This is a genomic window from Mogibacterium diversum, assembly GCF_938028775.1.
GTDB classification, from domain to species: Bacteria; Bacillota; Clostridia; order Peptostreptococcales; family Anaerovoracaceae; genus Mogibacterium; species Mogibacterium diversum_A.
This window is the reverse complement of sequence record NZ_CALIZG010000023.1, coordinates 1-25,309: the sequence shown is the minus strand read 5'-3', so window position 1 is coordinate 25,309 and position 25,309 is coordinate 1. Positions and strand designations below refer to the sequence as shown.

Below are 25,309 nucleotides of genomic sequence, written 5' to 3'. Positions count from 1 at the left end.
TTTAATAGGAAGTCAATTATGCCTTTTGAAATAGTAAGAAATAATCTTGTAAATATGGAAGTGGATGCGCTGGTAAATACTGCAAATCCTAATCCTATGATTGGTTCTGGTGTAGATAGTGAGGTCCATGCGAAAGCTGGTGCTGAGCTACTTGCTGCGAGGGAAAAAATTGGACACATTGATGTTGGAGCTGCAGCCATAACATCAGGATATGAGCTAGCTGCAAAGTATGTTATCCATACGGTAGGACCAATTTGGAGTGGTGGCAGCTATGATGAGGAGCAAATTCTGGCATCGTGTTACAGGAGTTCGCTAGCTCTAGCCAAAAATCACCAGTGCGAATCCGTCGCATTTCCTTTGATTGCCACTGGTAACTACAAGTTCCCGAAATCACTCGCTCTACAAATAGCCGTTCGAGAAATCAGTAGCTTTCTCATAGAAAACGAAATGCAGATTTATCTAGTCGTGTTTGACAAAGATGCTTTCGAGCTTTCTGAGAAGCTTTTCAAATCCGTAAGCAGCTACATAGATGAAAACTATATTCGAAGTACGGTGCTAAAAGAATATAGCAATGATAGCTTGCATGATTCAAGTCTTAAAACTAGATGGGATAGCGATAGGACCATAAGTGGTGCGCAAAATGAAGAAGACCACAAACTTCTGATAGAAGAGTGCATTGAGTTTAGCATCTGTGCTGCGCCTACGGTTGAAGCTGAAGAACTGAGTGAGATGCTAGAGAACCTCGATGCGGGGTTTTCCGAAACTCTTCTTAAGCTCATTGACCGCACTGGGAGGAAAGACTCTGAGATATACAAGAAAGCAAATATCGACAGAAAGCTGTTCTCGAAAATAAGGAATAACCTGGATTATAAGCCATCCAAATCTACTGCGCTGGCATTTGCATTTGCTCTTGAGCTCGATATAGAAGAGACACAGGACTTTATCGGAAGGGCGGGATTTGCACTCTCGCCTAGTAGCAAGTTTGATGTTATTGTGGAATTCTTTCTTATAAATGGAAACTACAATATCTACGAACTTAACGAGGTGCTGTTTGCGTTTGACCAACCGTTAATCGGTGCATAAATGTCGCATGTGATGCGACCATTTCTACTCCTGTTTAGCCAATAATAGGGACATAACAACAAACAGGAGGATTTAAAAATGACTGAAATAGTATTTATTTTAGACCGCAGTGGCTCTATGTCTGGACTTGAGAAGGACACTATCGGAGGCTTTAACTCTATGCTCGAGAAACAGTGCAAAGAGCCGGGAGAAGCGGTGGTCTCCACAGTTCTCTTTGACAATGAAATCGAGGTTGTCCATGATCGCATAGGGATTAAAGAGGTACCAAAGCTAACAGAAGAAGATTATTTTGTCCGTGGATGCACAGCGCTTCTAGATGCTGTTGGTGGAGCGATTCATCACATTGGCAATGTTCACAAGTATGCTCGCAGTGAGGATGTACCAGAGAAGACCCTATTTATCATCACTACTGATGGACTTGAGAATGCCAGCCGCTATTACACTTATGATAAAGTTAGAAGCATGATAGAGCGTCAGAAAGCCCGTTATGGATGGGAATTTATATTCCTTGGTGCTAATATCGACGCAGCAGAAGAAGCGAGAAGGTTTGGGATAGATGAATCCATGGCTGCTAACTATCGATGTGATGAAGTTGGAACTGCTTTAAACTATGAGGTCATCAGCGATGTAGTGACAAGTGTGAGGATGTGTGAAGAACCTCTGTCTGCAAGTTGGAAGATGAGAATAGATGAGGATTATGAGAGCAGGGATGCGAAGAAATAGCTGAATCTATTAATAACTGCGATGCTGCGTTATGGAGAAATAAAACAGCAAAACAATGTTAAATATATGTGGTGATATATTAGATGGTGGATGAAATGCAGAAACAAAATGATTTTGAAACAGCATGCAAGAATCTGACTGAAGAAATTGGTATTTTCAAAGAGAAAATAGTATCAAAATGCGCAGAACTTCAAGATGCTGAATGGTCATCTGATAAAGGTACAACGAAAGTTTGCAAGGCTGATGAAAACGGCAAGAAGAAGCGCTGTAAGGTCGGAATAGGTTATATATCAAAGATTGCGCTGACAAATGATGCTGCAATAGAGATATGGCGAATGTTTAAGAAACATTTTAACGATAGTAACTTAACTAACGTAGAAAGACTCGCAGAGAATGAAGAAATGGGTAGATACGTGTTTTCTGCGAAGAATGAATTAGATCAAGTTGAATGTACAATTAACACACCAGGGGAATGGAATATTCCGTTAATTAAAATCACAGGATACGTTGGTTCAAGGTATAGAATTTCGGATATTGACTAAAAATTGGGGGATCTATGATAAAAATTCTATTCATATGCCACGGCAACATCTGCCGCTCAACTATGGCAGAATCGGTAATGACGCACCTCGTGAATGAAGCGGGGCTAAGCGATGAATTTGAAATAGACTCTGCTGCGACTAGCAGGGAGGAAATCGGGAATCCGCCGCACTACGGAACGGTGAAGAAACTAGGAGAAGTGGGTATACCCGTTGTACCGCACAGGTCAAGGCAGATGACAGAGGCTGACTATGATAAGTTTGACTATTTGATAGCCATGGATGAAAACAATCTGCGCAACATGAAAAGGTTTGTCGGTAGCGATGAAGAGGGCAAGGTCTCGCTTTTGCTCGAACATGCTGGCAGAAGTGGTGATATTGCAGATCCTTGGTACACAGGGAATTTTGATGTGACGTATAATGATGTCATGGATGGATGCAAGGGCTTACTCAGGGAACTTAGATAAGATTACATAAGATAGGAAGAAGGGTGTAGCAACGACGGTCCAAGCTTAAGATGAAACAGCGACTCGCTGAGGAAGCGCATGAGCGAGGCAAAGCAGAGATTTGAACTCAAGTGGACAGGTGTAGTAGTGCAGATGAAATGTCTCATTAGAAATAACGGCACTATTACGATCTCATGACAATCCAATTTTAAAGGAGTATTTGAATTAGATGGCAAAGAAAGCAAAATCAGTATATATGTGTGCGGAGTGTGGTAACGAGTTTCCGAGCTGGCAAGGGCAGTGTTCTTACTGCGGTGCGTGGAATTCGATTGTCGAGCAGAAGGTTAAACCGGAGGCTGATAGCGACGCACGCAGGAGGACGACCAGTAAGGCTACTCCGTCAAAACTAAAGAGTGTGGGGACTGGAAATTACACGAGGATTACATCTGGTATTAGTGAGCTCGATAGGGTTCTCGGCGGAGGGATCGTGCTCGGCTCGATGATTCTGATATCTGGCGAACCGGGGATTGGAAAGTCTACGCTAATAATTCAGTCTGCTAATTCGATTGCGCTTAATAATGGAACGGTTCTCTATGTTAGCGGTGAGGAGTCAGAGGAACAGGTGAAGCTAAGGGCTGACCGCGTGTGCGAAAATCTGTCTGATAATCTACTCATTTTTCCAGAGACCAATATAGAGAGTGTGCTTGCGGCCTGTGAACAGACGAAACCGAAATTCCTTGTGATAGACTCGATTCAGACGATGTATTCGGAGGAACTGGACAACACTGCTGGCAGCATCACGCAGATTCGTGCCTGCTCGAATCTGCTCATGAAGTATGCTAAGACAAATAATGTGCCGATTTTTATAGTTGCGCATGTCAATAAGTCAGGTGACCTCGCTGGACCAAAGACTATAGAGCACATGGTAGACTGTGTGCTGAACTTCGTGGGTGAGCGAGATAGGGACCTCAGGATTCTTCGTTCTGTAAAAAACAGATTTGGAACCACCGAGGAAATCGGAGCGTTCAGCATGGGTCAAAGAGGCATGGACGAGGTGAGAGACCTGTCGGGAACTCTGCTCGAGAGCTCGGATATCAGGGAAGAGGGCTCGGTCGCTTCGGCACTCTACGAGGGCAGTCGTCCTGTGTTCTTTGAAATTCAGGCGCTAGTGACGCCTGCCAATGTCGGTTTCGCACGCCGAAGCGCAATCGGTATAGATAATAATAGACTCAATATGATTCTGGCTGTGCTGGAGAAGAAAGTCGGAATCTCGCTGCTGAATCATGACGTCTATGTCAATGTGGTCGGCGGATTGAAGCCCGACGGGCCAGGTGCAGACCTGGCCGTCGCGCTCGCGATCTACAGCTCGTTCCGCGAGCGCACCTCGCCTCGCCGCGTGGTGGCGCTCGGCGAGGTCGGGCTTACCGGCAATCTGCGAGCAGTGCGGAATGCTGATCGTATAGTTAGCGAAGCAGCCAGACTCGGATATGGGACAATAATAATCCCGAAGGGTAACATCAAGATTGAAAACCGCAGTACGGATATTCAAGTTGTAGGAGCAGGTAGTCTGGACGATGCCATTAAGGCATATATAGATAAGAAATAAAGCTGCTACTTTAAGGCATGCGAAATTATGATAATTCTCACAGTAGAACATAGATTTTATCACCGTTATTACAGATAATATCTTATAAAATAAGAAAGTGCACCGCATAGAGCGGTGCACTTTCTTTCTATGAATCTAATGTATCGTAAATTAAGTCAGTAGCAAGATCATATCCGATTGCAAACGCAAAAATACAAAGCCGTACATGTGGAAAAGTCATACATCGTTCACAGCTGTATGCAATTAAATGATACAATGGACAAAATGACTTAAATTAATGTGGAGGTGAAACTATGGCTAAATATAAATGTAAGATATGCGGATACGTGTTTGATGAAGAGAAAGAAGGCAAATCATTTGATGAACTCGATGTCTGTCCGATTTGCAAACAGCCCAAAGATGTGATGTTTCTTCAAGAAGATGGTAAAAGCAATTCGGAAAATGTGACAGGAACAGCAGCACCAAACTACGAGATTTCTTCACGTGGAGGAGCGGCTTCCGATTTAGAATACGATAAATCGACTGCGCGTAGTGACGAGAACTGCAGATATATGGACGAGATTCACCAGATGGCGGTTTCTGGCAAATCAATCAGTGCAGCCATGGGCACACAGATGAGTATGCCAGGATTTGACGACATCTTGCTACTTGGAGCCCAGCTTGATCCGATGCCGTTAAATGACGAAGACGAGGTTGACACAAAAGTTATAATAGGCAAAAACGCGCGCAAACCGTTAATACTCGAGAATCCCGTATACATATCACACATGTCATTTGGAGCTCTTTCCAAGGAGTCAAAGGTTGCTCTAGCTAAGGGCAGTGCACTTGCCCATTCTGCTATGTGTAGCGGTGAGGGCGGTATGCTGCCAGAGGAGTATGAAGCTGCTGAAAAATACATATTTGAGTATATTCCTAACCTCTACAGTGTTACGGACGAAAATCTAAAGAAAGTTGATGCTATCGAGATCAAGATAGGTCAGGGAACTAAACCGGGTATGGGAGGCCATTTGCCAGGTGATAAAGTAACTCCGGAAATTGCTGCAATGCGTGGAAAACCAGAAGGTCAAGATATTAAAAGTCCTTCAAAATTCCCTAACATACACAGCAAGGATGACCTTAAGTCATTAGTTTCCGAACTAAGGGAACGTTCAGAGGGTAGACCAATCGGTATCAAGCTCGCTGCAGGCAGGATTGAGAACGATATGGTGTTTGCAGTATATGCTAAGCCAGATTTTATCACCATAGATGGAAGAGGCGGGGCAACAGGTTCAAGTCCTTTTTTCCTTAGAGAATCGACGAGTGTTCCTACGGTATTCGCGCTTTATAGAGCTCGCAAATACCTTGATAGTATCAACTCAGATATCTCACTGATTATAACTGGTGGACTTAGAGTTTCATCTGATTTCGCTAAAGCGATAGCTATCGGAGCTGATGCAGTAGCAGTTGCAACGGCGCCTCTAATCGCAGCAGCTTGTCAGCAATACAGAATCTGTGGTACAGGGCTTTGCCCAGTAGGAATTGCAACGCAGGACCCTCAACTACGTGCTAGACTCAAGGAAGAGGCGGCTGCAAAACGTGTCGGAAACTTCCTAAATGTATCTCTTGAGGAGCTAAAAACCTTTGCGAGAGTTACAGGTCATAGCAGACTTCACGACTTAAACGTTGAAGACCTAGTTACTACGAGTAGAGAAATATCTGAGCACACTAACATCGCTCACGTATAGTATAGGAATACGTTATTAAAAACGTGTTACAGGACAAAAACCAAAACAGGAAAGTGACTGCGAAGCTGCTCACCTTCCTGTTTCCTTATCATTGTTAAATTATTAAATTATTAAAATTTATTCCGCCTAAAAACTCCTCTACCAAGAAGCATAGCAAGCTTATCGAGCAACTCACAATCTACTTCTTAACGGTCGCCAGCTCAAACCAGAAATCGCTTCCTTTGCCCTCTTCGCTCTCAACCCCGTAATTGGCGTTATGGAGGCTTAAGATTCCTTTTACGATGGATAGGCCAAGGCCAGTTCCTTCTATGTTGCGATTTCGGTTAGCGCTAGTTCTGTAATAGCGTTCCCATACGTGGGATATCTCTTCAGCGGCTATTCCATCGCCGTGGTCAATTACATCGAATCTAACATTGCGACCGACTTTCTTGAGCTCGATTCGCACGTACTTATCCTTGCCACAATACTTAATAGCATTGGATATGAGATTTGCCATAACTTGTTTAAGCTTATCGTAATCGCCATATACATACGCAGTCTTACATTTGTTGAATGATATATTGTAGCCCTCTTGCTGATTAAGCACCTCGAATGTCTCTTCTACCTCAGTAGCGGCCTTTACGATATCGAATTTAGTCATATTTAGCTCAGCTGAGTTAGACTGAAGCCTCGAAGCGGAGAGCATATCAGATACAAGCTTGTTGAGCCTATCTGCCTCTGCGATAATAACTGCGAGATGTTCAGCGCGCTTCTCTGGATTATCTCCCGAGATATCGTTAATCATCTCAGCATATGATTTTATCATCGTTAGCGGAGTCTTGAGATCGTGTGACACATTGGCGATTAGGTCTCGCTGATATGAATCTGTCTTCTGCATCTCATAGGAAGCTTTATTGAGCGTCCTAGCTAACTCATTAGTCTCGGTAAATATTCCTCCGTTAAAATTCACGTTATAATTGCCATTGCTCAGCTGGACTGCTGACTTTGTGATGCTCGCAATAGGTAGCGATAACCAGGTCGACATGATGATTGCGAGCATGCTGGCAATCATCAGTGTTATAAACGTGATGTACAGTAGCTGTGAACGCAAAATCGATATGGTAGACTCCACTGGGTAGAGAGGAGCAATCATGTATAGGATATTTCCGTCATCACGATTCCCAAGGTACGTAGCATACACTAAGCGTGATGCCTTATTTCCCTTTTCGGTGACAGTGAGAGAAATTTTACCTAGAGAACTCTTCGCTAGCTTGTCCTTTGCATCTGAAATCTCGAACTGATAATGAGGGATATCGCCCTGTGACAGACCGCTGTTTCCATATTCTGAAGTCGAATCGGCTGTTTCTAGCCTTATATATAGACCATTTCGGTCAGCGGCTTTTCGTGCATACGCATCGAAATTATCCTTGTTAGTGGAATAGTAGTTGCCCAGCTTGTTTGCTGTAGTCTGCGCCTCCTGTGCCATCATTCGTTCATAGTAGGTGTTCATGAAAAAACTCTGCATGAACCATACCATGAGTAGGATCACAGCGGCAAATACCATAAAGTACATAAGCGAGACAGCACGTATGCTGTTCGGATCCCACTTACTTCTCTTTGTCTTCATATTCAAACTTGTAACCCACTCCTCTTAGTGTAACGATAAAATCACGGTATGGACCGAGGTTGTTTCTCAGATTCTTGATGTGAGTATCAATGGTTCTATCGTCACCGAAGAAATCATATCCCCAGATATCCGAGAGAAGCTTATCTCTAGATAGAGCGATATTTCTATTCTGAATCAGATAGAAGAGAAGATCGTACTCCTTAGGTGTTAGGTTTACTCGCTTTCCATCTATATAAATCGTGCGAGCTGCAAAGTTAACCTCAAGCCCATCGAACTTCATGACGTTGCTAGTTCCGTGGTCAGCACCTTCGTGTCTAGTAATAACGGCGTTTACACGAGCCATGAGCTCTTTAGGGCTAAATGGCTTTACAACATAGTCATCAACCCCTAGCTCGAAACCAAATAGCTTATCGTATTCTTCGCCTCTTGCCGAAAGCATGATTACAGGTATATCTTTGAATTTCTTGATTTCCTTAACCGAGCTAAAACCGTCCAGCTTAGGCATCATCACATCCATGATAATCAGGTCGTAATCGTTAAGCTTACATAGCCCAATTGCGCTCATTCCGTCTGCTGCCTCTGTAACTTCATAGCCGCTAAATTCTGAATACTCTTTGATGACCTCTCTGATTTTAGCTTCGTCATCTACTACAAGTAGCTTTTTCATATCTCGTTCCTTTCATATCATGTGAATAATACAAAACACTAATTCGAACCTTTAGTTCTTAAATTTTGTACATTATATCATAACCCATCTTCACATTGTGGAAATCCATTGAAGAATACAAGACAGTGAAGTGTTAATATGTGTTAAATCAATAGATAGCGTGCGTAAACCACGTTGACAGTAGTTTACCAAAGCTTTATTCTAGATATTGTCCATATCATACAAGACGATATGGAATACTATGAAATATATTTTAAGGAGAACGTTGATGAAGAGGAAACTTACGGCGCTAATTACTTGCTTGATGATTTTTGTTTCTCAAGTTATGACAACGAGTTATGCAGGTGTGTATGACGGTTATGTTAGGGATAGAGCAAGTTTAAATGCGGATAATGTTTCGGAAAAGAATTACAAGATATTCAGCCCTGATTTGTCCGAAGACACCGAGTTAATCGAGACTAAAAAGGACCTTGCAGATGAAGCAGCCAAGACATACGAAAGTGTGGCTATTGATGAAGCTCATTTTCCGAGCGAGGGCTTTAGGAATCTGGTAAGTGAGAACTTCGATACTGACGGTAACGGAACCCTAAGTAGTGATGAAATTCGAGGAGCTAAGATTGTAAACAGCGAAGGCGACTACGAGATATATTCTCTTAAAGGCATCGAGTACCTTGCCAATCTCAAGAAGCTCAATGTTTATTCTGATACTCTGTCAGAAGTGAATATTACCAAGAACCCTGAGCTACAGATACTGTCGCTATCAGGAGACGGTGCGATTGCCTCAATTGATACAAGTAGGAATGCTAAGCTGCGCGTATTTAACGTGACCAATTCATCGCTAGAGAGTGTTGATCTCACTAAGAATCCAGAGCTCAGAATTTTTACCGTTCCGCTTACTTCTCTACGTAGCGTTGATTTAAGAAATAATCCTTACCTAAAGAGATGTGAGGTGCCTGGGACTCAGGTAAAAGAGCTAGACGTAACGCATAATAAGAGGCTTCAGGCGCTCAATGTGGAAAACACCTCGGTGAGCAAGGTCGATACATCTAACAACAGAGATTTATATGAGTTCTATTTCAACAACACGCCGATATCTAGTGTGGATTTCTCAAAGAACTGGAACTTAACGCAGGTACAGGCTAATGATACGAAGCTCAAATCAATCGACTTCTCCCATTGCAAAGCGCTGACACTGTTTTGGATGCGTAATACAGAAATTGACACTTTAGATCTATCAAACAACAAGTATTTTAGTGAATTAGCTGCCGGCAACTCTAAGCTTAAGGCTCTGGATGTTGCAGATAAGACTTTTTTAAAGACTATCGAGATTGAGAATACACCTGTTAAGCACTTAGACGTAAGCAGTGCTCGCAACCTCGTAGGACTTAATGTATCGGGTACTCAGATTAAAAAGCTAGATGTGAGTAAGAATACTAATCTAAACGTTCTTAATGTTAGCGGCACTAAGATAAAGAGTCTCAATATTAATAACAACAAGAGTCTTAGAAGACTGAACTTTGATAACACATCAATCAAGGGAATGGAGAGGGTGGATGCAGCGAAGCTTGCTGCCCTTGAGGAGTTATCTTGTAAAAATGCGGGAGTAGAAGAGATTACAAAGCCTGCGTCCAATGATATAAGCCTATGGAACGTCAATGGCAACAAGCTAAAACAGCTCGATTTAAACCAATTTAGTGCATATCAAGGAATTGCAGTATCTCCGCAGAATATAACAGTTAGAGGTAAGGAGAAGAATGGTGCTCTCCAGGTTGACATGCATGATTTGGTTGAAGATGTGTCTAAGGTGAGCGGAGTTACAGGTGCTAACGCAACTTACAATGCAGGAACCGGAGTCGTGACATTTGGAACATCTGGGGACCGCACATTTACATATGATTATGAAACTGGAAATACCGGAGCACCTAAGATGAAGGTGAACGTAAAGGTGCTCAGCGACCTAGACCCAGATGAGTTTGCTGCGCAGATTAATAGAGCTAGGTTTATTGATAATGGCAAGACTCTTGAGGTTGCTCTAGACAAGAATGTTCATGTAACAGATAACGGTAAGTCAAAGATAGAAATCTATGATGGGAATCCTGATGATGGTGGAACCTTAGTTCATGCTCTTGGAAGTGGGGATAAAGTGAATGCCCAGTTTGAAACTATTAATATTTCACTTAAGGATGCTTTAGACATTAAGAAAACGCTATATGTAAAGATAAATAAAGGTGCAATCAAAGACAGCAAGAACAAGGTTCTGGGAGAGAATATCTCAGAGCCAATCGTACGCGATGTTACCGTAGACAGCGTTGTGTTCTCTAAAACTAAGTTCGATAGTGATGGTGGTGCGCTTACAGTAAACCTAGCTGGTAGTAGATTTGAAGCTACACCTAATCTAAAACTGTCGCTAGTAGATGAGGCTGGAAATGTTATAAATGGGGAGACGTCTTTCGTTTCTGCAAAGAGCGCTGAGTTTAAATTCAAGCTCCCTGAGAACGGCAGTGAAGATAACGTAAAGTACAAGGCGGTACTAACGGCAGACGGCAAGGAAATTGATACTGCAGGTGCATTTAATGGAACCAAGAAGGTTACTGTTCTAACTGCAAAGGATGACGAGGTAATACCAGGTGCAGTTACATCATATTCTCTGACAGGCGCTAATGATCAGAATCCATCAGATGATACATTTGAAGGTACAGTCGAAGAGTACGTAACACCGGCTGCAACTCTCGAGCTAAATGGAAGCAACCTTAGTACAGACAATGTGAAGATTAGGGCTGTTGATGAGAATGGTGTGGAGTGGCCTACAACGCCAGTTCCGCTCTGCAACTCTATGTATAGATTCCAGGCTGTTCCTAATTATGTGGATCCAGCTGGCACTAAGATGAAATTTGACCTCATGGCCCCAACTAATATCGGGGCTGATAAGACGTACACGGTAACGGTGTCCCTTGATGGCGGAAAGACATATCTATCTCAGCCAAAGTATAAGATGATTATCCACAACAATGGATATATGGGAGATAAACTATTCACTCCTGCACAGATGCAAAACCTCATAAATATCGAGGTCAACTACGTGGACGAGAGTGGAAATAAGCTGGCTACTTCAGACAATTATAAAGCTTACGGAGTGTCTGAGATTTACTCTTTAGGAATCAAGGCTAAGAAAATCAAAGGCTATGCAGTTCAGTCTAGTGACGTTGATCAAGAACTCCTAGATAATGGATTCGTTGCATCGCTTCCAAGTAACAAGATTACGTTTACATATGGTAAGGCTGAACCTAACAAGATGATTGAAGGAAATGGTAGCAGCTATGACCTTGCGCTTGGCACAGACTTAAACTTTAGAGCATCAGCTCCAGTTTCGGAGTTTGAATCTGCTGTTGTTACAGGTACGAATTACAGGAAAGTTCTAACGGAAGGAACTGACTTCGAGAAGAGCTCCGGAAGCACTAGGGTCAAGCTAAAGGCTGCATACCTTAAAACTCTAAAGCCGGGCAGATACAGGCTAGAGGTTAATGAAGCTTCTGGAACTGCTACTGCTGAGTTTACTGTCTATGATTCGAGAAATGCTTCTTCTGGAAGTAAAATCAGTGTTACTAAGCACGGATCAGGAAGGTATGCTATAAAGTCTAGTAGAATCTACAGGCGAGGTGTAGTTCAGACGGGAGATAATTTACCGTTCATGCCGTTTGCAATCTTTGGAGCGTCTATTTCTGCACTGGCGATAGTGATAGTTAATCGTAGAAAACGCTATAGATAAATACGGCGAGGGAAAATGCATAACGTGATGTCAAAGCAGAAAGGCGACCCGCCTTTCTGCTTTTTTGTAGAGGTAATTAAAATAAAAGATTTGACAATAATTGCCAAATAATTATTGACAATGCTAGTATCTTGTGCTAATTTATAAAGTTTCGATTGTTGCTTTTTAAATACAATTATAATATAATTTTATTAAGTACAAGATGTAGAGAGAGGAGGCTGCTTTGTTCAATATCGGAGATAGTATTGCGTATCCAATGCACGGGGCGGGAGTTGTTACTGAAATCGAAGAAAAAGAAGTTCTCGGTGAGATTTGCCGCTATTATCATGTAAGCCTCCCGTACAGCAAGATGCATGTGATGGTTCCTGTCGATAATTCGGACAAGGTGGGGGTTAGAGCCATCATTTGTAAGGAAGATATCCAAGGAGTGCTTGAAGTCCTTGGTGATGAGTCCGATAAGATGTCTAATAACTGGAATAGAAGGTATAGAGAGAATACAGAGAAGCTTCGTACTGGAGATATTTATGAAGTCGCCGGTGTGGTAAGAAACCTCGTTCGTAGCGATAGAGTCAAGAAGCTTTCGACTGGGGAGAAGAAACTCCTCGGCAATGCTAAGCAAATCCTCGAGAGTGAATTAGTACTTGCAGGAGGGCTTTCTCTTGACGAGGCTGATAGCCTAGTAGAATCAAATATTTAGCCATATGGGTGCTTGTTGCGTCAAGCCTTGACCGCAAGTGCCCATTATTATAAAAGCGATTGTTTAATTTTTGGCAGAAAGGAGGGGCTAGAGTGATTAAGAAACTATATGCTGTGCTGCTGTTTATTATCGGCGGCATAATTGGAAGCCTTTTGTTTTGCGCTCTGCAAATGAAGCTCAAAGATATAAGTTTCAACGAAGTAGTTGTCACGAGTGTCGCTGATTTTAGCATTTTGGTGCTTTTCGTAATTATTTTCGGACTTATTTTTAGAATTTTTGCACCGGCACTCATTAATAAACAGAAAAAAGCGGCGTCTTATATTGAGCATGATCTTAAGGATGTGTCTATAGATGCAATTCTCATAGATGCAATTGGAGTTGTTATAGGACTAGTTGTTGCATTAATAATTTCCATGAGCTATAGATCACTTCTACCACCACTTTGGTATTCAGTGATTACTATTACGCTATACTTTGTGTTTGGCTTCTTTGGTTTCGTTGTTGCATCAGCTAAAGTCAAGGGGCATCGAAAAATTCTTGACAGCCGTGCACTTCGGAGCCATGAAAAAATCAATTCAGGTACACCTAAAGTTATTGATACGAGCGTAATAATCGACGGAAGAATACTTGATATCATGAGAGCAGGGTTCATCGATGGTAAAATTATCATTCCGACGTTTGTGCTTGATGAACTCCGCCATATTGCAGATTCTAGCGATAATATCAAGCGCGTCCGCGGAAGACGAGGGCTAGACATCCTAAATCAGATCAGAAGTGAGTTTAACGTAGAAGTTTATAACAATACCGCAAAGCTCAGACATCTCGATGATGTTCCCGAGGTAGATGTAAAACTGATTAAGCTGGCACGTGAACTCAACGCGAATCTGATCACTACAGATTTCAACCTCAACAAAGTAGCGACTATTAATGATATCAAGGTACTTAATATTAATGAGCTGGCAAATGCGATTAAACCTGTAGTTATTCCCGGTGAGAAGCTACTCGTTGACATTGTTAAGCATGGTAAAGACCGAGAGCAGGGCATTGGATATCTGGATGACGGCACGATGATTGTAGTTGAGGATGGAGCTGGTAATATATCTGAAAGTGCAGTCGTGACAGTAACGAGTGTGATACAGACATCTGCAGGCAAAATGATATTTGCACGCATCAATCCATAATGCAATAATAGAATTGACTCGTCTAAAAGAGTCATAGGCGCAAAGGAGCAAATCCTTTGTAGACTAGATAAAGGATGGATATAACGATTAAAATAAATAACTGTAAGAGTGCTACGGATAGCAAGGCTAGAAGCCCTCACATTGCACTTATCGCCGCAGCAGGTAAGGGTACACGTATGAGAACTGAGGTACCTAAGCAGCTCCTATGCTATAAAGGCAAGGCAGTGGTCGAGCGAACGGCATCCGTCTTTGCGGCACACGAGGAGATAGATGCGGTATTTCTCCTCATACCACAAGATAAGGAATACGATGAGACATTCTTTCAAATAGCGGATAGGCTAGAATGCTTGTACGGCAAGCCTATCCGCTGTTCGTATGGCGGAAGTTCCCGAGGAGAGTCAGTTTTCCGTGGACTTGAAGCTATTTCGGATTACTTATCTAAGAACTGGGAAATTGATAATAGCGACACCCTAGAAGCCTGCGAAGCGGTGATATTGATTCATGATGCAGCTAGGGCAGAGATAACTGAAGAGATTATCGATAGAAATATCGCAGCTATGAGTGATAATGAGGCTGTATGTACTGTGGTTCCGATGATTGATTCGCTCAGGATGACAGAAAAATCAGTAAGTGAATTTTTTAACGACTTGTCATCACATAATGATTATCTTATAATTAATAGTAAATCTATTGATAGAGATAGAGTAGTCTCTGTGCAGACTCCGCAGTGCTTTAAATTAGACAGTTTGATGGCTGCTTACGAGAAGGCGAGAAATGATGGATTTGTCGGTACGGATGATGCCTCTATTGCGGAATATTTTGGGATAGACATAGCTCTAGTTGAAGGAGATTATGCCAATACCAAGATAACTACCGGAAAGGACATCCCTATGGGAATACGAGTAGGTACAGGATATGATGTTCATAGACTCGCCGAAGGGCACAGACTTATACTGTGCGGGGTCCCACTCCCGAGTGACAGAGGGCTGGTCGGACATTCGGACGCTGATGTGGCAACACATGCGCTGATGGACGCGCTGCTTGGAGCAGCATGTTTAGGCGATATAGGAAAGCATTTTCCTGATACAGATGAGAGATATAAGGGGGCGGATAGCATCGCGCTTCTCCGCGAAGTGAAGGAGAAAATCGGCGACGTAAGTATCGGCAATGTCGACATCACGATAATAGCTGAGAGACCTAAACTGGCACCCTATATAGATAAGATGAGAGAGAACATAGCCGTGGCACTTGAGATGCCAATTGGCGCGGTAAACGTGAAAGCGACGACGACAGAGAAGCTTGGATTTACCGGAAGAGAAGAAGGCATTGCAGCGCAAGCTGTTTGCACAATAGAAGGGAGATTTTAACTATGAAATTATCGAGGCTCCATCTCAAGACGTTGAGAGAAGCACCAAACGAAGCAGAACTAGTCAGCCACAAGCTGATGATTAGAGCTAACCTGATTAAGAAGGAAGCTGCTGGTATATATACATTCATGCCATTTGGCTGGAGAACAATCAGAAAGATAGAGGAGATAGTAAGACAGGAGCAGGATAGAATCGGCTGCCAGGAGCTTCACATGCCTCACGTAAATCCATCCGAGCTCTGGAAGGAGTCTGGCAGATGGTACGCTTACGGACCAGAGCTGTGGAGAATCAAGGATAGAAATGGTAGAGATTTCTGCCTCGTTCCTACATGTGAGGAACTATGTACGAACATTGTAAAGCAGGAGGTTTCTTCATACAGAGAGCTTCCTCTTCAGCTATACCACATCCAGTTCAAGTATCGTGACGAAGCTCGTCCAAGATATGGACTTATGAGATCGCGTGAGTTCATAATGAAGGACGCGTATTCATTTGACAGAACTCCTGAAGACCTAGAAGATGCTTATAGACTTCAGTACGAGGCATACGTAAGAACATTTACAAGATGCGGCCTAGACTTCAGAATCGTAGAAGCTGACAACGGCCCAATCGGTGGAAGCAACTCGCACGAATTCTCTGCTCTTTCTAACGTTGGTGAGAGCGAAATCGCATACTGCGAGAAGTGCGACATGGCAGCTACTATCGAGAGAGCTGAGTGCATCGATGATAAGCCAGTAGATGAGCCAGAGCAAGAACTAGAGGCGGTTTATACACCAGGCACTAAGACTATCAAGGATGTATGTGACTATCTAGGGGTGGATGAAAAGAAAACTATCAAGGCTCTCATGTTTACTACCTTTGATCAGGATTTAAATCCAGCTGACTACGTTTGCGTGTTTATCAGAGGAGATAGAGACGTTAATATGATTAAGCTTGTAAATGCTCTTGGAATCCCTGAACACTACATCGAGTTTGCGGATGAGGATGAGATGGGACCTGTTACAGGCATCGTTGGTGGCTTTACTGGACCAGTTGGAATTCACAACTGCAAGATTGTAGTTGATAGCGAGCTAGTTGGAACCAAGAACATGGTTGCTGGAGCTAATAAGGAAGATCACCATATGAAGGGCGTTTGCTATGGCAGAGACTACGTTGGAGATATCGTAACGGATATCAAGACGCTCAAGGAAGGTGATCCATGCCCACACTGTGGAGCTCCAATCAAGCACACAAGAGGTATCGAGGTTGGTCAGATCTTCAAGCTAGGAACTAAGTACTCAGAGTCGATGAATGCAACATATAAGGATGAGAATGGTGATGACCAGATCTACTGGATGGGTTGCTACGGAGTCGGCGTTACAAGAACTATGCAGGCTGTCGTTGAGCAGAGTCATGATGATAAGGGTATCATCTGGCCAATGTCAGTCGCTCCTTACCACGTAATCGTAACTGTTATCAACCCTAAGGATGAGGTTCAGATGGATCTTGCTAATAAGATTGAGTCTGAACTTGAAGCTAAGCGCGTTGAAGTTATAGTAGATGACAGGGATGAGAGAGCTGGAGTTAAGTTCAACGATGCGGACCTAATCGGTATTCCTATTAGAATTACAGTTGGTAAGCTTGCTAAGGACGGCAACGTTGAGTACAAGCTAAGACGCGAAGAGAGTAACGAGGTTCTTTCTGCAGAGGATGCAATCAAGGCAGCGGCAGAACTCGTTGACAAGGAAATCTTTGGACTATAATCTCAAAGATGCAATATTAATTACAAGGTGATTTAAGGTCCTGGGAATTAGGAGGAAAAATGCTGGAACTATTCGTCACATTTTTCAAATTGGGCTTATTCACAATAGGGGGTGGGGTCGCTATGATTCCCATCCTCTCTAATATTATGGTCAAAGACAAGAAGTGGTTCTCTGAAGATGAGATGATAGATATCATCGCTATCTGTCAGGGGTTACCAGGTGTTATCGCCATCAATATGGCAACTTACGTAGGATTCAAGAAGCGAGGGCTGATTGGATCCTTTGTTGCAACATTCGGTGTGATAATTCCCTCGTTTGTGATAATCGTTATTATAGCAAAAGGTATGAATTTTATAGACGGCAATCCATACGTCCAAGGGGCGCTCGGAGGCCTTAGGGCTGCGGCGCTTGGTCTTATTATTATTGCTGTATATCAGGTTGCCAAGGGCGTTATCAAGGATGCTTTCAGTGCTATCGGTGCTGCATTGAGTTTTATACTTATTGCAGTTCTCAAGATAAATGTGGTGTATATCATCGTGCTATTCCTGGCTCTCGGCATCGGACGTGCTTTACTAACGAAGTCATCGATAGGCACTAGAGATTGCGGAAAATCTGTATCAGATGCAGACGAAAGAGACTATCAATCATCTCTAAATCAGAGGGATGAACAATCATATACAATTGGAGAAGATGAAAAAAACAAAGAAGGGAGCGATGAGTGATGCTACTAGCGAAGTTATTTCTTGCCTTCTTTAAGATAGGTCTATTTGGATTTGGCGGCGGACTTGCGATTATCCAGCTCATCTACGACAGCATCAAAGAGTTTGCGAATATATCTCCTGAGCAGTTTGCAAATATCGTTGCGATTGCCCAAGTTACTCCAGGACCGGTGGCGGTAAATTCAGCTACGTATGTTGGATACGAAGTCGGAGGATATCTCGGTTCAGCGCTAGCGACGTTAGGGGTTGCAACTCCTGCGTTTATAATTATAGCTATGGTTGCAAATGCAGTGGAACGCTACAAGGAGAGCACTGCTGTCAAAGGTGCCCTTGAAGGCATTAGACCAGCAACTGTAGGACTTATAGCAGCAGCGGTAATCACTATCGGTGAGGCGGCTGTAATGCCAGAACACTCTCTTGGAGGCAACTTCTCGGTTCTTCGAGATATGACGATTTCCGCAGGGGGCATGCACATAGATACGATATCGATAGTTTTTTGTGGACTGACTATACTGCTAATTCAAAAATTTAAGATAAATCCGATGCTCGTACTTGTCATTATTGCGTGCGTAGGCGCTGTCGTTGGTGTATAATCTAAACAACTATACCCAAATGGGAAATGACGAAATAAGTCGAGACATGATTTAGTGGAGGAAAGAAATGAAGATTTACAACTCTATGACTAGACGCAAGGAAGAGTTTGTGCCTATCCATGAAGGAAAAGTCAATATCTACGTTTGTGGTCCTACGGTTTACAACTATTTTCATATAGGTAATGCCAGACCATTCGTAGTATTCGACACTCTGCGTAGGTTTTTTAAATATATCGGATATGACGTTAAGTTCGTGCAGAACTTTACAGACGTTGATGACAAAATTATCAACAAGGCAAAGGAAGAGCATTTACCGGCACTTGAGGTATCGGAGAAGTACATCAAAGAGTATTTCAAAGATGCGGAAGCTCTCAACGTAATAAAGGCTGACGTGCACCCTAAGGTTTCCGAGCATATCGAGGATATCATCGAGTTCATCAGCACGCTAATTGAGAAAGGTTATGCGTATGAGGCTGATGGCGACGTTTATTACATCACGCGCAAGTTCCCAGAGTACGGGAAGCTATCAGGACAGAATATTGACGACCTAGAGTCGGGTGCTAGAATTGCTATCGGGGAGGTTAAGAAGGATCCGCTCGACTTCGCACTATGGAAAGCGCAGAAGACAGATGATGAGATCGCATGGGATTCGCCTTGGGGCAAGGGTAGACCAGGCTGGCACATCGAGTGTTCTACTATGTCCAAGAAACATCTCGGCACAACCATAGATATTCACGGAGGCGGACAGGATCTCAAGTTCCCTCATCATGAAAATGAAATCGCTCAGTCCGAAGCGTGCAACTGCGCACCTTTTGCGAACTACTGGATGCACAACGGATACATCATGGTTGATGGCGAGAAGATGTCGAAGTCGCTAAATAACTTCTTTACAGTTAGAGATATTCGTAAGGAGTACGACGGTGACTTTATCAGGTTCTTCCTACTGAGCGTTCAGTACAGAGGACCTATCAACTTTAGCGATGAAGGTATGAAACAGGTTAAGCAGGGATATGATAGGCTTATAAACGCTACCGAGACTTTGGAGTTCCTCGTTCAGAATGGTTCTGATATGATAACAGAGAAGGAAGAGGAGACGGTTAAGTCGTTTAGAGACTATAAGGAAAAATTTATAGAGTGCATGAGTGATGACCTCAACACTGCAGGTGCTATAGGTGCCCTCTTCGAGCTAGTTTCGGCTATTAACGTGGAGATTGAAGGTGGAGCATCAAAGGAATTTGCGGGAAAGGCGCTTGAGATTATCCATGAACTCGCTGATGTTCTTGGTGTGCTTCAGAGAAGTAGTGAAAACGCAATCGGCGAGGATATCCAGGCTCTCGTAGACGAGAGACAGCAGGCTCGTAAGGAGAAGAACTGGGCTAGAGCTGACGAAATCAGAGATCAGCTTGCCACTATGGGGTATACTCTCAAAGATACTCCGCAGGGGGTTCAGATAATTAAAGCAGATGCATAACGATATCAAGAGCATGAATACGACGGCACTCGCCTATATAGGTGATGCCGTCTACGAACTACATATAAGGGAGCTTCTGATTGGGCGAAGCAAAGGCGATGTCGGCAAGGTGCATAAGAGAGCGGTATCATACGTGTCTTCTGATGGGCAGTCCAAGGCGATAAAGTCCATGATGAATGATTTTCTAACGGAAGAGGAGCAGAAGCTCGTTAAGCGCGCAAGGAATAAGCGTGCGACATCGAGACCTAAGAATGCCAATCCGCGCAAGTACAAGCTTGCTACGGGGTTTGAGGCACTGATAGGGGCACTTTATATGGATGAGGATGAGGCCAGACTTGAGGAAGTTTTGGCGGAGGCTGTCCGAATTATTGAGGAGGATTAGAGTGAGCAAGGCGGATAAACTGTTTGTGAGCATGTGCGAAGACATAATTGCTAATGGATTCAGCACTGAAGGGCAGAAGGTAAGACCTCACTGGCCAGACGGAACACCTGCGCATACGATTAAGAATTTTGGCGTGGTAAATAGATATGATTTACAAGAGGAGTTTCCTGCTCTTACCGTAAGACCTACGGCTATCAAGCTCGCGTTTGATGAGCTGCTGTGGATTTGGCAGAAGAAGTCTAACAGAGTGTCTGACCTAGGAAGCCACATCTGGGATGAGTGGGCTGGGGAGGATGGAACCATCGGTAAGGCATACGGATACCAGCTCGGAGTTAAGTATAAGTTCAAGCAGGGTGAGATGGATCAGGTTGACAACATCCTGTGGCTGCTTGAGCATGACAAATACTCCAGAAGAATCATGGCCAACATGTATAACTTTGCTGATCTTAGCGAGATGAATCTTGAGCCGTGCGCATATAGCATGACTTTCAATGTAAAGGGCGATACGCTCAACGCGATTCTAAATCAGCGTTCGCAGGATATCTTGACTGCAAATAATTGGAATGTAGTACAGTACTCGCTACTTCTAATGATGTTCGCACAAGTTAGTGGACTCAAGGCGGGAGAGCTGGTTCACGTGATTTCAGATGCTCACATCTATGATAGGCATGTGGATATAGTTAAGGAGCTCATCGAGCGTCCACAGTATCCCGCGCCTAAGGTGACGCTAAATCCTGAGGTAAAGAATTTCTACGACTTCACAGTTGATGATCTAATCGTCGAGGACTACCAGAAGAACCCGCAGGTGAAAAACATTCCAGTAGCGATTTAATTCGAGATTATATAGACGGTGCCTTTAGTTTACTGAGGTGCCGTCTTAAATATTATTAAAATGATAATGTCAGCATGTGAGTGCATAATGCACGAATATAACAAACTGAGGTGAATTATGAATCTAATAGTAGCTGTTGATGAGAAATGGGGCATCGGGTGCGACAATGATTTGCTCGCTTCGATTCCTGGAGACATGCAGTATTTCAAGGAAAAGACGACTGACGGAGTTGTAGTGATGGGGCGCAGAACTCTCGAGAGCCTGCCTAAACAGAGGGGGCTTCCAAAGCGCGTAAACTATGTGTTAACTTCAAACGAAGACTTCGAGGCTGAAAGATGCATAGCCGTGCATAGCGAGGAAGAACTGTTCAAGGAGCTCGAGCAGTATGATCCAGAGCATGTATTTATCATCGGCGGAGAGAGCATATATAAGAAGTTTTACAAATACTGTGACAAGTGCTTCGTAACTAAGATGCACGCGGATTTACATGCTGACAAATTCATGGTTAACCTTGATGAGGATGACGATTTTAAAGAGATGTGGAAGAGTGAGATGCATAGTGAGAATGGTATAGACTATGAGTTCACTTTGTATGAGCGAGTTTAAGGCTGGAGTTTTATAATCCAGCTATTTTTAGTGTAAATTGAACGGTTATTAATGTGGTAAAGGTAGAAGAATGGAAGATAGAAGGATAGGGGACAAAAGGATAGAAATCAATAGGCGCCTTCGTGAAATACAGGATGAAGTTGCTCTAAATAAGAAGGAGCAAGCCTGTATAAATGAGATTATTGATGATGTAATAGCTCTAAGACAAAGGAGCAGTAATACTCAAGAAGAGATGCTTGAGTATTGGGCGGGAACTGAATTCGGTAGAGTGGTGGCAGAGTTAAATTCTCAAGAGGATGCACTTTATAATAGTTTAATAAGGGACGCTGAAGAAGGAATTGAGGAGAGAAGACAAGCAATCCAGAGGCTCCTTAAAGAGGAGCGCGAGTGTGAAGATGAGCTTATGAATATGAGGAGAGACTATTGATATGAGCAAAAATATAGCTGTAAATAATTCGCTTGCCAAAGATCATGCGGAGAGAATACGCAGGTCTGTAACAAAATTAGGAGATGCTTCATTAGGTAGAGCACAGCATGTACATAGTGAAGGGTATACTGCAATTAAAGATGCAGAAATATGTTATAAAACTCTCAGTAATATTGTTCCTCATCTACAGCAAAAGCTGGAACAGGACTGTGCCAATATAGCTAGAGTAGCAGATGTATGGAAGAAAGAAGACAAGGAAATAGCAATCCAATTTACATTATCGTATGAAAATATGCGTGATCGTGAAGGTATAATATAAAAGGTGTGTAGATATGTCGAGAGGAATGAATAAGGTTATTAACAAGAGAGATACTATATATATGCTGCATGAGATGAATCAGCAGATAAATAAGCTTATGATAAGCTCTACCTCTATTCAGCGTGCGATAGATAATTTTCTTGAAGATTGTGGCAAAGGGAAAACACTACAAGGAAAGGGATTCGAAGCAGTCGAGGATTATTTCACAAAGACTTACAAAGAGTTGTTACATGATTTAAATAGTGTTTGTGCGCTAATGGGAGCAAAGAATACTGAGCTTGATGTTGCAATAGAAAATTATATAACCTTGGCAAACCACAACGAGTTGAATAAGCATAAGTTAATTGATGAGATGATGCAGCTTGAAAAACAGCTACAATCTTTGGAAAACACTCTGGCAAAAGGCGATAATTTATATGGTGGATCCATCTGGGGTAACTCAGCTTCGAAATGCTCCTTTTATATTTCAAGAAAAGAAAATCAGATTCAGGAGATTGAGAAGCAAATAAACGATATGGATAATCTTGCTACTCAAACTGAGGATTTATTTTTCGAAATAAAAGAGCTAATCAAGTCCATAAAAAACGGAGTTGATCAAATCTACTCAGACAAACATTTTGATAGCAAAACAGGAATGTTTAAACCATCCAATGTTAGTCTTGCTGGAACGAGGAAAAAGCTAGATACGATGGTTAAGGATGAAAGGCTTACCATTGAAGCCCTCGATCCAGTAAATATGGCTACTGGAAACTACATGTACCGAAAGAACTTTCTTGAGACACCTGGTGTGGTTCCTCTCGTTTTGGAGGTCACATATAACAGTGTGGATAATTTTAGAAGGAGATTCGCCTCTGCTGGATGGACTCACAACTATAGAAATGAACTCACGATTTACGAGTCTAAGATTGTGGTCAATATAGACAGCGGCAGGCAGGAGACTTACATACTAAAAGGAGACGTATATGTAAGTGATGACGGCTTTACTTCAAGAAAAATCGAGCGTCTAGAAGGTGAAGAATACAGATATAAGTATACTAACGAAAGGCAAGAGCAATTCTTCTTTGATGATATAGGTAGATGCATCAAGAAGCTCACAGGTGAAGGTAGAGCTATACAATTCGAGTACGACGAATTGAAACTTAAAAAGCTCAGCACCGAATTTGATACAGGATATGTATTTGACTACGAGGAATCTGATGACGGCAATTCTTATGTTACCAAGGTAGCTGACTTGTCAGGCCGCAGTATTGAACTCAAGTACGAAGATATAGATGATAAGTTCAGTAGGACTGGCAAGATGCATGTTCTCACTGAAATTCACGATGAAATGGGCAGTGTGTACTCGTTCAAGTATAACGATTTGTGCAAGATGTACACTGTCATCAACGCGAGAAATACCGTAAATCTTATCAATGAATACGATGGCAGTGGAAGGGTTACTAGGCAGATATTCCCGGATGGCGGCGAGATAACGGTTCAGTACTATGACATAGGTAGAAAGGCTATAGCTACTCATCAGAATGGCAGCCAAACTGTCTATGAGCATGATGAGAAATTCCGAAGCACCGTATCCAGATATACAAGTGGGTATGAAGAGTTTACATACAATGATACCAATGATCGAACCTCGCACCGCGATAAGAACGGCAACATTACATCGTATGAATACGATGACAAAGGTAACGTGATCGTGGAGAAGACCCCTGTGGGAGATGTTATTAAGACTGTTTATTCCAAGTCGGGCAGGCTTGTTTCGGTTGAAGTAAATGGCGTAGTCGTGGCGCAGAATGAGTACGATGACGATGAAAACCTAGTATCCTCAAGCGATGCGCTGGGTAGAGCTATCGGATACGAGTATAACGAGTATAAGCTTCCAGTGAAAATCATAAACCCAGACGGCACCAGCCTTTCTCTAAGTTATGATGACAGAGGAAACATTGACGAAATCATAGATGAGCTCGGTAATATCAATAAATACAGCTACGATGACCTAAATAGAGTTACTTCTACAGTTGACGCTAACGGCAACCTGGAGAAGTTCGCTTATAATGCAAGAAATGAACTGACCGAGAGTATAAATCCGCTCGGGGACACAAGGACGTTTGAGTATAACGAAAGCGGAAAACTCACGCACGTTGTTGACTACGACGGAAATGAAGAATTTACCGAATACAACGAGCTGAACAAGGTATCTGCATATGTTGATAAAGATGGTAGCAGAACAGAATACTACTACAACGAGATGTGGCAGATTGACCAGATTAAAGACCCTACAGGCGCAAATATCCTATGTTTATATGATTCCGAGGGAAACCTAACAAATATCACAGATGCATCATATTCAACAATCAGGTACTCTTACGATTCCTGTGGCAACATAACAAAGGTTAGGGATCAAGAAGGATACGTCACCAAGTATACGTATGACAAGATGAACCGCATGATCTCAGCAGTAATGGCGGATGGAAGTACAGAATACTATGAGTACGATGCTTTCGGAAACGAAACCAAATTCACAGACGCCCTTGGCGGTGAATGGATAAATGAATACGATGCAGCAGGTCAGAAGATAAAGTCGATAAACCCAATGGGTGTAGATACAGTGTATACATACGATATGCGTGGAAATCTTATCGAAGAACGAAGCGTAGGGAAAAGCATTAGGTATAGTTACGATGCAGCCGGTAGATTAACAGAGATAATCGATGCGGCAGGGGTGGTAACAAGCTTTTCATATGACAACAATGGTAATCTCTTATCCAGGAAGGTAGGAGATGTAGAGAAGTCATTTGAATACGATTCCATGAATAGAGTTA

General features: G+C 42.7%; 22 protein-coding genes and 1 pseudogene. 21 read left to right on the top strand and 2 right to left on the bottom strand.

The window, feature by feature from the left end; genetic code table 11:
* Positions 1-18 precede the first annotated feature (18 nt).
* The 6 genes from Q7O90_RS06100 (at position 19) to Q7O90_RS06075 (ending at position 6,121) form a co-directional block, all read left to right on the top strand.
* Positions 19-1,083: a macro domain-containing protein gene (locus Q7O90_RS06100; protein ID WP_304128630.1), complete on the top strand. Its 1,065-nt coding sequence runs from the start codon at positions 19-21 to the stop codon at positions 1,081-1,083.
* 78 nt (positions 1,084-1,161) lie between these two features.
* Positions 1,162-1,806, top strand: coding sequence for a vWA domain-containing protein (locus tag Q7O90_RS06095; RefSeq protein ID WP_304128629.1), 645 nt, complete (start codon positions 1,162-1,164; stop codon positions 1,804-1,806).
* Between the two features lie 95 nt (positions 1,807-1,901).
* On the top strand, positions 1,902-2,348 hold the full coding sequence (locus Q7O90_RS06090) for a hypothetical protein (protein WP_304128628.1): 447 nt from the start codon (positions 1,902-1,904) through the stop codon (positions 2,346-2,348).
* Between the two features lie 14 nt (positions 2,349-2,362).
* The gene (locus Q7O90_RS06085; protein ID WP_304128627.1) at positions 2,363-2,812 is read left to right on the top strand and encodes a low molecular weight protein-tyrosine-phosphatase; all 450 of its coding nucleotides are present in this window, start codon (positions 2,363-2,365) and stop codon (positions 2,810-2,812) included.
* A 208-nt stretch (positions 2,813-3,020) separates the two neighbouring features.
* Positions 3,021-4,397, top strand: a complete 1,377-nt coding sequence (gene radA, locus Q7O90_RS06080; protein WP_304128626.1) for a DNA repair protein RadA — start codon at positions 3,021-3,023, stop codon at positions 4,395-4,397.
* 293 nt (positions 4,398-4,690) lie between these two features.
* On the top strand, positions 4,691-6,121 hold the full coding sequence (locus tag Q7O90_RS06075) for a glutamate synthase-related protein (protein ID WP_304128625.1): 1,431 nt from the start codon (positions 4,691-4,693) through the stop codon (positions 6,119-6,121).
* A gap of 178 nt (positions 6,122-6,299) precedes the next feature.
* On the opposite strand, the gene Q7O90_RS06070 is transcribed toward Q7O90_RS06075, so the two are convergent.
* Together Q7O90_RS06070 and Q7O90_RS06065 are read right to left on the bottom strand one after the other, a co-directional pair.
* On the bottom strand, positions 6,300-7,727 hold the full coding sequence (locus Q7O90_RS06070) for a sensor histidine kinase (protein WP_106056095.1): 1,428 nt from the start codon (positions 7,725-7,727) through the stop codon (positions 6,300-6,302).
* Positions 7,708-8,394, bottom strand: a complete 687-nt coding sequence (locus Q7O90_RS06065) for a response regulator transcription factor (RefSeq protein WP_106056097.1) — start codon at positions 8,392-8,394, stop codon at positions 7,708-7,710. The genes Q7O90_RS06070 and Q7O90_RS06065 overlap by 20 nt, the downstream gene beginning before the upstream one ends.
* 268 nt (positions 8,395-8,662) lie before the next feature.
* On the opposite strand from Q7O90_RS06065, the gene Q7O90_RS06060 reads away from it, so the two are divergent.
* The 15 genes and pseudogenes from Q7O90_RS06060 to Q7O90_RS05995 all read left to right on the top strand — a co-directional run.
* Positions 8,663-12,160, top strand: coding sequence for a leucine-rich repeat domain-containing protein (locus Q7O90_RS06060; RefSeq protein ID WP_304128624.1), 3,498 nt, complete (start codon positions 8,663-8,665; stop codon positions 12,158-12,160).
* Positions 12,161-12,383: 223 nt separating this feature from the next.
* Complete coding sequence (locus tag Q7O90_RS06055) at positions 12,384-12,857, top strand: CarD family transcriptional regulator (RefSeq protein WP_304128623.1); 474 nt, start codon at positions 12,384-12,386, stop codon at positions 12,855-12,857.
* Positions 12,858-12,949: 92 nt separating this feature from the next.
* A complete protein-coding gene (locus tag Q7O90_RS06050) occupies positions 12,950-14,038 on the top strand; it encodes a PIN/TRAM domain-containing protein (protein ID WP_304128622.1) in 1,089 nt (362 codons plus the stop codon).
* 74 nt (positions 14,039-14,112) lie between these two features.
* Positions 14,113-14,913 (top strand): annotated as a pseudogene (locus Q7O90_RS08200) (IspD/TarI family cytidylyltransferase); the annotation flags it as partial.
* Positions 14,914-14,934: 21 nt separating this feature from the next.
* Positions 14,935-15,405 (top strand): 2-C-methyl-D-erythritol 2,4-cyclodiphosphate synthase, encoded by a 471-nt coding sequence (gene ispF, locus Q7O90_RS08195; RefSeq protein ID WP_334304233.1) that lies wholly within the window; start codon positions 14,935-14,937, stop codon positions 15,403-15,405.
* Positions 15,406-15,407: 2 nt separating this feature from the next.
* Positions 15,408-17,144, top strand: coding sequence for a proline--tRNA ligase (locus tag Q7O90_RS06040; protein ID WP_304128619.1), 1,737 nt, complete (start codon positions 15,408-15,410; stop codon positions 17,142-17,144).
* 59 nt (positions 17,145-17,203) lie between these two features.
* Entirely contained in the window at positions 17,204-17,866 is a 663-nt protein-coding gene (locus Q7O90_RS06035) for a chromate transporter (RefSeq protein ID WP_304128617.1), read from the top strand.
* On the top strand, positions 17,866-18,456 hold the full coding sequence (locus tag Q7O90_RS06030; protein WP_304128615.1) for a chromate transporter: 591 nt from the start codon (positions 17,866-17,868) through the stop codon (positions 18,454-18,456). The genes Q7O90_RS06035 and Q7O90_RS06030 overlap by 1 nt, the downstream gene beginning before the upstream one ends.
* 67 nt (positions 18,457-18,523) lie before the next feature.
* The gene (gene cysS, locus Q7O90_RS06025) at positions 18,524-19,927 is read left to right on the top strand and encodes a cysteine--tRNA ligase (RefSeq protein WP_304128613.1); all 1,404 of its coding nucleotides are present in this window, start codon (positions 18,524-18,526) and stop codon (positions 19,925-19,927) included.
* Positions 19,920-20,309, top strand: a complete 390-nt coding sequence (locus Q7O90_RS06020) for a Mini-ribonuclease 3 (RefSeq protein ID WP_304128612.1) — start codon at positions 19,920-19,922, stop codon at positions 20,307-20,309. Before cysS ends, Q7O90_RS06020 begins: the two co-directional genes overlap by 8 nt.
* Position 20,310: 1 nt before the next feature.
* The gene (thyA, locus tag Q7O90_RS06015) at positions 20,311-21,141 is read left to right on the top strand and encodes a thymidylate synthase (protein ID WP_304128611.1); all 831 of its coding nucleotides are present in this window, start codon (positions 20,311-20,313) and stop codon (positions 21,139-21,141) included.
* Between the two features lie 117 nt (positions 21,142-21,258).
* The gene (locus Q7O90_RS06010) at positions 21,259-21,747 is read left to right on the top strand and encodes a dihydrofolate reductase (RefSeq protein WP_304128609.1); all 489 of its coding nucleotides are present in this window, start codon (positions 21,259-21,261) and stop codon (positions 21,745-21,747) included.
* 70 nt (positions 21,748-21,817) lie between these two features.
* Positions 21,818-22,174 carry a hypothetical protein gene (locus Q7O90_RS06005; RefSeq protein ID WP_304128607.1) on the top strand — a complete coding sequence of 119 codons (357 nt, stop codon included), beginning with the start codon at positions 21,818-21,820 and terminating at the stop codon, positions 22,172-22,174.
* Position 22,175: 1 nt separating this feature from the next.
* Positions 22,176-22,493 carry a TIGR04197 family type VII secretion effector gene (locus Q7O90_RS06000; RefSeq protein WP_304128605.1) on the top strand — a complete coding sequence of 106 codons (318 nt, stop codon included), beginning with the start codon at positions 22,176-22,178 and terminating at the stop codon, positions 22,491-22,493.
* Between the two features lie 13 nt (positions 22,494-22,506).
* Positions 22,507-25,309, top strand: a 2,803-nt coding sequence (locus Q7O90_RS05995) for a DUF6531 domain-containing protein (protein ID WP_304128602.1), incomplete at its 3' end; no start/stop codon positions are given.